Origin of the sequence: Silvanigrella sp. (genome assembly GCF_044369315.1) — a bacterium.
Classification (GTDB): domain Bacteria; phylum Bdellovibrionota_B; class Oligoflexia; order Silvanigrellales; family Silvanigrellaceae; genus Silvanigrella.
The window spans coordinates 1-8438 of sequence record NZ_JBIPMD010000142.1 but is presented as its reverse complement, the minus strand read 5'-3'; the positions used below and the strand labels follow the sequence as shown (position 1 = coordinate 8438).

Genomic DNA, 8438 nt, shown 5'->3' with positions numbered 1-8438 from the left:
ACATCAAGTTCAGGATGCCCAGCTCTAAAAATAAAATTATCAAAATAAATAGAAGGATTTACTCCCGTAATAAATTGAATAGAATTCATTAAATCTTTGGTTTCAACTGGTTTATATGAATATTCTGTTAAATAGTAGTTTATGGATTTTTGAAAAGAAGATTCACCTAAAATATCTCTTAGATAATTTAAGAATAAAGCGCCTTTTTCATATAAATGGGCATCAAAAATTTCGGAAGGAAATTCATATTGATTGCACACAAGAGGTCGAATATAAGTTTTAGATTCACTCAAATATCCTTTTAAATAATTTTCTCTTGCATAAAAAATGCCACTTGTTTTACCATGAATATGTTCATCCCAAAGCATTTCGCTTTGTGTTGCAAACCCTTCATTTAACCAGCCTTCACTCCAAGATTTGCACGTTAAGAGATCTCCAAACCATTGGTGTGCTATTTCATGCATGACAAGATAAGATCTTCTTTCACTGCCTTGAGAAAAAAGTTTAGGTCCTAAAACTTCATCCGTATTTATCGTAATACTGGTATTTTCCATACCTCCGTATAGGAAGTCAGCCACAAATGCTTGGCCATATTTTTCCCAAACAAATTCAAAATCCCAGTAGTTAGAATAAAACTCTAGCATCTCTTTTGTTTCTTTAAGTATTTCATCTTTTTGGTTTTCATATTTATGAGGTAACAAAAGACTTACTTCTTTTCCACGCCAACTATCTTTACAATAAAACATATCGCCAGCAACAAATGCGACCAAATAAGGGGAATGTGGCTTTGACATTTCCCAAACTTGGGTTTTGTTTTTACCAGAGTTTTTTTCTGAAGTTTTTATGCCATTAGACAGGGCACTCCAATCTTTTGGGAAAGTCATTTGTATGGAGGTTGTTATTTTTAACCTTGGATCATCTTGGCAAGGAAACCAATAAGGAGAATCGGAGTCTTGGCCTTGGGTCCAAACGCAATTATAAGAAGCGTGACTTTTTTTCTTGGTATGAACAAAATAAAATCCTGATCTTGGATTTATTATTTTATAGTTTAATTTCAATAAAAACCAATTATCTTTTGATATTTTTTTAGGTAAATGGATATTGATTTCTTCTGTTTCAATTTCAAAATCACATTTTTCAAGTTTAGTTTGTTCGATATCATTGATATTTGGAATTGTTTTTTTATTAGAAGAGTATAAATCTTCAAATTTGATTTTAGAAAAAGAAATATCATGAATTTGCATTTCTTTTGCGTTGATAGTGATTTGATTTAAATTATCTATTTTGGATTTAAATAAAATATAGCAATCGGCTATCAAAGTGTCTTTGTCAAAAAGAATTTCTGCTTTTAAATAAACATGTTTTTGTTCAGCTGGTCTTGAAGCGTCATAATTTTTTTTGGTTTTATTATAAGCAGGAAAATTACTTAAGCCCATAGTTGAAGATTCTTGATCTAAAAAATTTAAATGAATCCATTTTTCTAAATGTGAACCGAGTATCATAAGAGAGTCCTCCAAGAGAATATAAGTTTATTAAGTATTTTTATAAGAAATGGCAATATATGATTACAGATAAGTTTCAAACGAGCTGTAAGTTACTTTTATTTTTTAATTGATATATTTTTAAAGATTAAAAATAAAATATTTAAGGAATTGTCCATTCTACCCAGCGGTTTAAATTGCCATGATCAATTAAATCGTTTTTTATTTTTTCAAAATCGCGACACCAAGCAGCATTTATATTTTCACTTATGAATTCTATTCCCCAATTCTTTATATACTTTTTTGAAATATTTTCTTCGTTCGCAATTTTTAGTGGATTTTTAAATAATAAAGATTGATGTTTGTCACCTTGTACTAATAAAAGTTTTTTATTTTCAGGTGTTTTAATGTGTTGTGATCTGTAAATAATATGTTCATTACAATTTTTTTCAAAACCTTCTACATCTTTATCAGATAGTGATCCATTAAATTCATGAATGTTATTTTTTACATCATTTATGATAAAATAACCCATAATATAAATATTTGGCTCTCCACTGAGGACAAAATTTTCTTTTTTTGAGATATATTTCTGTAATAATATACTAAAAATAATAATATCTCCGTCTTTTAATTTTTTTAGCTGAGTAATATAAGGATTTCGTGTTTCACCATAAGTAAACGTATAAAACTCAGGGTCAACATGACCTGTGTCTTCTTCAACAAAGGAACTCATGTGCATATCTTTTAAATTGATGTTTTGACAATTCATTTTTGAATAGTGTTTATGATTATGATGTTTACTTACATTAAATGCAGGTTCTAGAGGTGAGGGAATATATTCGAATGAATTATCTTTAAATATTGGTGAAAGACCTTTGTTCTCTTTAAGATTTGCGCCAACTTGAATCATCAAAGCGTTATTCATTTTCCACCTATCATTTTGATATAAAAAAAAGCCTACATATATTATGTAGGCTTTTTTTTAATTTTTAAAGTAGGATGTTACAAAATTATTTTGCTTCACCTTCTTTTTTAGCTTTTTTGCTTTTTTTAGCTTTTTTAGCTTTCTTTTCTTTTTTAGGAGCAGGAGTAGCTTCAGCTGGTGCAGCAGCAGGTGTTGCTGGATTTGGAGTTTGAGCTAAAACTGGAGTAGAAAGAGAAAGGACAAGTGCGGAAGACAATAAAGCTGGAATCAATTTCATAATAAGCTCCCTAAAATCCGGGCGGTTTGCCAACGGATGAAGTCCAAAAATATTGAGCTGCCTACATTCTTCGATTAAGAAGGAATATAATTTAGTAGACTCTCATAATATTAAAACTTTGCACTTGAGATTTTTATTCCATGACTAAAAAAAAGTTTTTAAAAGAAGGAGTCAAAAAAATGTTTGTGACAATTTATGCTTTCGTCAGATTTGCGATATAAGGAAGGTTTCTAAATTTACCATTGAGATCCAAACCGTAACCAATCACAAAGTTTTTTTGAATTGTAAAACCAATATAATTTGCTTTAACTGGAAATTCATGAGCTTCTGGTTTGTCTAAAAGGGAACAAATTTTAACAGAGAGCGCTTTTGTTTTTTGTAATTCTTTTATAAGAAAATCAATGGAACGCCCTGTGTCAACAATGTCTTCAATAACTAAAACGTGTTTTCCATCAAGTGAACTTGGTAGTGGAGTCACTAATGTTACGTTACCTGTGCTCGATGTTCCTTCGTAACTTTTAATACGAATAGTTTCAATTTCAGTAGGCATTTCTAAATTTCGAACTAAATCGGAACCAAATATAAGCGCACCGTGAAGAACAATAAGAACAACTAAAGTCTCTTTTGTTCCATAGTCTTGATTGATTTGTTGTGCGATAATTTTGGTACGTTCCCGAATGTCTATTTCACTAAATAGAACGCCAACATTCATTAAAGTACCATCCACATTAATTTGCATTATAAAATTACTCCAATTAAAAACTAAATCTCAAGCGTTACGGCTGCTTTGAGAACAATATTTGCCATGTCATGTGAAAAGCGATTTCCCATATCCATTACTTCATTATGGGAAAGTTGCTCATGCTTTAAGCCAGCTCCATAATTTGTTAGGCAACTTAGTCCTGCAACTTTTGCACCCATTTGTCTAGCAGCAATGGTTTCAAGAACGGTGCTCATTCCAACAGCACCAGCACCAAAGGATCTGAACATTCTTATTTCGGCTGGAGTCTCATAATGAGCTCCAAGAACTCCGTAATAAATTCCGCTATAAATTTTTTGATCCAATGAGTGTGCTATGTCTTCAAATTGCTTTTGCCATTTTTTGTCATAGCTTGATGACATATCAACAAATTGAGCACCAAATCCTTCACCAAATTCACCATTGAGAGGGCTGAGGGCTGTAGAATTGATGTGATCTGTAATAATCATCATTTTTCCCAAATCCCAATCTGTATTCAGACAGCCTGCTGCGTTTGTCAATATAATTCCTTTAACTCCCCAAGATATTAGACTTCTAATATTATGAACCACTTCACCAGCATCATTTCCTTCGTAAGCATGATTTCTTCCACGCAGAAAAGCGATTTCACGAGATTTTTTTGCTCCATCAGGCATAGTTACTTTAATTTCACCTATGCAAAGGTCTCCTTTATGACCTTGAACTGTGGATCCTTTAAAACCTGGAATTTCCGAATATTTTGCAGATTTCATTTCATTGATTCCAGGAATGGCATCGGAGAGGCCAGAACCCAAAACGATTGCTATTTCGGGAGCTTTGCCATGCCAGCTTTTTAAAAAATCAACACTTTGGATTACTTTTTTCATATATTTACTTTGTGACATATTTTTACCTATTCTTTATTTTGTATTTTCCCATTGTGATTTAAAAGCTCAATAGTACCAATGGCAAATAAGATGATAATAGGGATTAGAAGGATTAAAAAATGAAATTTTATAAATCCAAATGTACCTAAAACAGCCCCTATACCAAATGATGTGAGGGTAATCACATGAAGGAAAAGATGTTCAACTCTCGACTTTATATAAACTACCTTAATGGAGTCGACAAGGATTTCTCTTGTATGGAGTTTATCTTTATTTAGTGTCCAATGTTTTAAATGCTTGAATGCAGAAGTGATTCCCCAAGCAATTGCACTTCCTATGGCAACACCAATATCTGTTGCCGTTCCTGTCATATGGGTCGTTCTGATATGAGATCCATGTTTTTTTCTTAAAACGGCATTTTGCAATCCCATAGCAAAACTTAAAATAAAATAATAATTAGCATGTCCATAAGAATCATACGTTAATTGAAGATCAGTATAATAAAAAGAGCCTAAAGTAACATAGCTCAATAAAATAGCTTCTATATAAAGTGGAAAAGAAATATAGACACTAAAATCTTCAATCGTTTTTCCTTTAAGTAAAAGGGCTGTGGACATAGCACCTAAAATAAAAAAGAATAAAGCACTAAAAGATGTCAAAGCTAATAAATAATAATGTTTTGAATATTCAACGGCAGCAAATGTAGCGTGACCAGAAACGTGGGAGACAAATTGACCAAATCCTAAAAATCCAACTGAATTTACAATTCCTGCAACAAAGGCAAGGACAGCGCCAAGTCCAAGTTTTCTAGAAAAACTTAATATCATCGCTTTTGTATATGTTGTGGGAAAATGTAAACTCATATTTTAAAAAAGTTCCTCTTCTGCCCTTTGAATATTCTTTTGATAATTTTTAAATGCATTTGTTACTGGAGCTGGAGTAAGAAAATCTATTCCTGCGTCTTTTAAAATTTCAAGAGGAGATTTTGATCCACCTGCTTTTAATATTTTAAAAACTTGTTCCCTTGCTTTATTTTCATCAATAAAAAAAGCTTCTGATAAAGCTAATGAAGCACAATAGCTAGTTGCATATTTATAAACATAAAATGCAGAATAAAAATGAGGAATTCGCATCCATTCATATTTAGTAAACTCAGGAAAAGTAGATTCTGATCCATACCATTCTTTATTTAAGTCTAAATAAATATTTTCCAATTTATCAGGAGTAAATGTTTCATCTTGATCCACAATTTTAGAAGCTTCTCTTTCAAAGGCGGCAAATAATGTTTGTCTTAAAACAGTACCTTCAAAATTCTCTAGATTTTCTGATAAAACAGACTTCGCTAAATCACTTCCTTTCATGTGAGTTATAATATAGTTACTTAATAAAGCTTCGTTTAAAGTACTTGCAACTTCAGCAACAAAAATCGTATAATGAGCCTTATGATAAGGTTGGTTTTTATTACTATAATAGGTATGCATGGAGTGACCTAATTCATGAGCTAAAGTATAGACATCTCCTAAAGTACCATTCCAAGTTTGTAAAATATAGGGACGAGAATCAAAAGTCCCCCAGGAAAAAGCACCCGATCTTTTTCCTTCATTTTCTGCTCTATCAATCCAGCGATCTTTTGTTAGGCCTTTTGTTGCAATTTCAACATATTCTTTGCCTAATGGTGCAATTGCTTTTAAAACAAGATCTCTTCCTTCTTCCCAAGAAAAGGTAGGATTTTGTTTACTTTCATATAAAGAAACAGCTCTATCATAAGGATAGACAGAATCTATTTTCAAAATGTTTTTTCTTAATTTCATGCTTCTATGCAAAAGTTGAATATTTTTTTTCACTTCTGATATTAAACCATCATATAATTCGAGAGGGATATTATCATCAAATAATTCTCCTTCTAAAAAGCCAGAAAAATTTCTTATTTTAGAAATATTAGAACCTGAAACCATGTTTCCATAATAATTAGAAGTAATGGTATTCCGCCATTTTGCAATTTCAGTATAATATGAATGAAAGGTATTTATTCTTAGATTCCTATCTTGTGATTGTAAATTAAGTGAATATCTGGAATTTGAAACAATATGAGAATTTCCTTGGGAATCTATGATAGGTAAAAATTTAAGATCCGCATTATTCCATTTACTATGTATTTCATCAAATATTCTTAAAGGAACAGAAACACGAGCTAAAATGGCTTCTTCTTTTTCGCTTAATATATGTTTTTTACTACGTATAAGTTCGCTTAATTTAAATTTATAATCATTTAATGGTTCTTGTTGTATCCAATTTTCTAAATTTTTTATTGTTAATATTTCTGGATTCATAAATGCAAACTTTGAAGTTAACAAAGACATTTTGTTTTCAATTTTTCCCACGGCTTCTGTAGCTTGCGTATTTGATGTGTCTTCTGTGCTTCTTAATGAAGCATAAACAAATAAATTTTCGAGTTTTCGAGATAATTCTTCTTTGAAAAGAAGACAGTTTAATAATATTTTTGGTGATTCAGATAGTTTATTTTTAAAATTTTGATGTATTGCTTTTTCGATTTCTTCCTCTTTAGGCAATGCCATAAAGTTTTTTTCCCAGTCTGTAAAGTCTTTAAATAAATCTGTTAAATCCCAGGTTTCTTCATGTGGTACTTCTGTTCTATTTTTTATTTTTTGTGCTTCTTTCATTTTAATTCCTTTCAAAGTAAATTTGCAAATGTTTAGACTTGCAAGGCAAGCATATCACAATAAGATTTATTATTCCTGAGAGATACGAAATGAGGTTCTATTTATGAATTTAAAAAAGAGTGAAAACAATCAAGGTTGCGTCATTTTTGATATGGATGGCGTTTTAATAGATTCAGAACCTTTTTGGCAACAAGCGGAACTTTCTGTTTTTACAAAACTTGGGATTCCTTTTACCTTAGAAATGACGCAGCAAACAACAGGATTAAGAATAGATAATGCAGTGGATTATTGGTTTAAACGGTATCCTTGGAAATCAATATCAAAAAAACAAGTTGCTCTTGAAATCAAAGATATTGTACGAAGTTTAATTGTAGAAAAAGGGATTGCAAAGCCAGGAGCAGTGGAACTCATTCAGGCTCTTTCTCATTTGAATGTCCCAATGGCTATTTGTTCCTCTTCGGCAATGTCAATTATAGAGGCGGTAACTCAAAAAATTGGATTGAGCCATGAAATTAAAATTCTTCAAACAGGAGATGATTGTCTTTATGGAAAACCTCATCCCGAACCTTATTTGACCACAGCGAAACGATTAAATGAGACTCCTCCCTCATTTTGTGTAGTTATAGAAGATTCTTTAAATGGTGCTATTGCAGGAAAAGCAGCAGGTATGAATGTAATTGCTGTGCCTGAAGAACATAATTATGAAAAAAGAATTTATGATTTTTGTGATGCAAAATTTAAAACTTTAGAAGAAATTACACCTGAATTTATTTTTGAAATGATTATGATAAAAAATAAATAAACAAATAAACAAATAAACAAATAAAAATTTTAAATTACTATAATGAATATGACATAATAAATCTAGCGGAAACTTCTGCAAAAGTTGAATTTTGATTGATATTTTGGGAAAACCAGTTGCATATGAAGAAGTACCCGATGCAGAAAAACTATGACTATTGATATCAAGTCCTGCGCCAATTCCAATATCATCTGTTAATTCATATAGACAAATTCCTGTAAAACCATATTTTTGATGGTTTTTAACTGTATAGGTGTTATTAAGGCTACTTTTAATAAAAATACCCGAGTTTAAGTAAATATTGAAGTTTTCTGTTTGAGATGCTTTGTCATAAATAGAATATCCATAGTTAAAAAGAGTAAATATTTTTAGTTGTTCAATGAATGTAAAATTAAATCCTGCATATAAATCAATAAATAAAGAAGAAGTATTACCTGTTTTTGTATTTGAAGTATATCCATCTGTATAGTTTTTGGTTTTGCTTTCATCCTTAGTAGCAGCGTATACATGTGTCCTCCCAATAAGTGATTTTTACAAGTGTCCTCCCAATAAGTGATTTTTACAAAGCATAAATCCAGAATTAAATCTCCTTTTGAGGAGGAGATTTAAATGGAGATGGAAAATAGACTTTTAAAATTGTCAGAGCAAGTTGCTTTTGAAAGAA

Annotated in this window: 8 protein-coding genes; 1 reads left to right on the top strand and 7 read right to left on the bottom strand. The window is 30.9% G+C overall.

The genetic code is table 11. The features are described from left to right. The 7 genes from ACIQ56_RS11380 to pepF form a co-directional block, all read right to left on the bottom strand. Positions 1-1502, bottom strand: a 1502-nt coding sequence (locus ACIQ56_RS11380) for a M1 family metallopeptidase (protein ID WP_397601181.1), incomplete at its 3' end; no start/stop codon positions are given. 142 nt (positions 1503-1644) lie between these two features. After that, entirely contained in the window at positions 1645-2409 is a 765-nt protein-coding gene (locus ACIQ56_RS11375) for a hypothetical protein (RefSeq protein ID WP_397601180.1), read from the bottom strand. An 85-nt stretch (positions 2410-2494) separates the two neighbouring features. After that, positions 2495-2686 (bottom strand): hypothetical protein, encoded by a 192-nt coding sequence (locus tag ACIQ56_RS11370; protein ID WP_397601179.1) that lies wholly within the window; start codon positions 2684-2686, stop codon positions 2495-2497. 193 nt (positions 2687-2879) lie between these two features. Next, positions 2880-3425, bottom strand: a complete 546-nt coding sequence (hpt, locus tag ACIQ56_RS11365) for a hypoxanthine phosphoribosyltransferase (RefSeq protein WP_397601178.1) — start codon at positions 3423-3425, stop codon at positions 2880-2882. Positions 3426-3448: 23 nt separating this feature from the next. Continuing rightward, positions 3449-4309: a purine-nucleoside phosphorylase gene (locus ACIQ56_RS11360; protein WP_397601177.1), complete on the bottom strand. Its 861-nt coding sequence runs from the start codon at positions 4307-4309 to the stop codon at positions 3449-3451. Between the two features lie 8 nt (positions 4310-4317). Next, positions 4318-5154: a YoaK family protein gene (locus tag ACIQ56_RS11355; protein ID WP_397601176.1), complete on the bottom strand. Its 837-nt coding sequence runs from the start codon at positions 5152-5154 to the stop codon at positions 4318-4320. Between the two features lie 3 nt (positions 5155-5157). Then, entirely contained in the window at positions 5158-6972 is a 1815-nt protein-coding gene (pepF, locus tag ACIQ56_RS11350) for an oligoendopeptidase F (protein ID WP_397601175.1), read from the bottom strand. Between the two features lie 103 nt (positions 6973-7075). Here pepF and hxpB point away from each other — a divergent pair, with 103 nt between their 5' ends. Then, positions 7076-7774, top strand: a complete 699-nt coding sequence (hxpB, locus tag ACIQ56_RS11345) for a hexitol phosphatase HxpB (protein ID WP_397601174.1) — start codon at positions 7076-7078, stop codon at positions 7772-7774. Positions 7775-8438 lie beyond the last annotated feature (664 nt).

Excerpts from the sequence above, each read along its gene's own strand:
- ACIQ56_RS11375 (WP_397601180.1), bottom strand. The coding sequence starts at position 2,409 with ATGAATAACGCTTTGATGATTCAAGTTGGCGCAAATCTTAAAGAGAAC.
- ACIQ56_RS11370 (WP_397601179.1), bottom strand. The coding sequence starts at position 2,686 with ATGAAATTGATTCCAGCTTTATTGTCTTCCGCACTTGTCCTTTCTCTT.
- hpt (WP_397601178.1), bottom strand. The coding sequence starts at position 3,425 with ATGCAAATTAATGTGGATGGTACTTTAATGAATGTTGGCGTTCTATTT.
- ACIQ56_RS11360 (WP_397601177.1), bottom strand. The coding sequence starts at position 4,309 with ATGTCACAAAGTAAATATATGAAAAAAGTAATCCAAAGTGTTGATTTT.
- ACIQ56_RS11355 (WP_397601176.1), bottom strand. The coding sequence starts at position 5,154 with ATGAGTTTACATTTTCCCACAACATATACAAAAGCGATGATATTAAGT.
- pepF (WP_397601175.1), bottom strand. The coding sequence starts at position 6,972 with ATGAAAGAAGCACAAAAAATAAAAAATAGAACAGAAGTACCACATGAA.
- hxpB (WP_397601174.1), top strand. The coding sequence starts at position 7,076 with ATGAATTTAAAAAAGAGTGAAAACAATCAAGGTTGCGTCATTTTTGAT.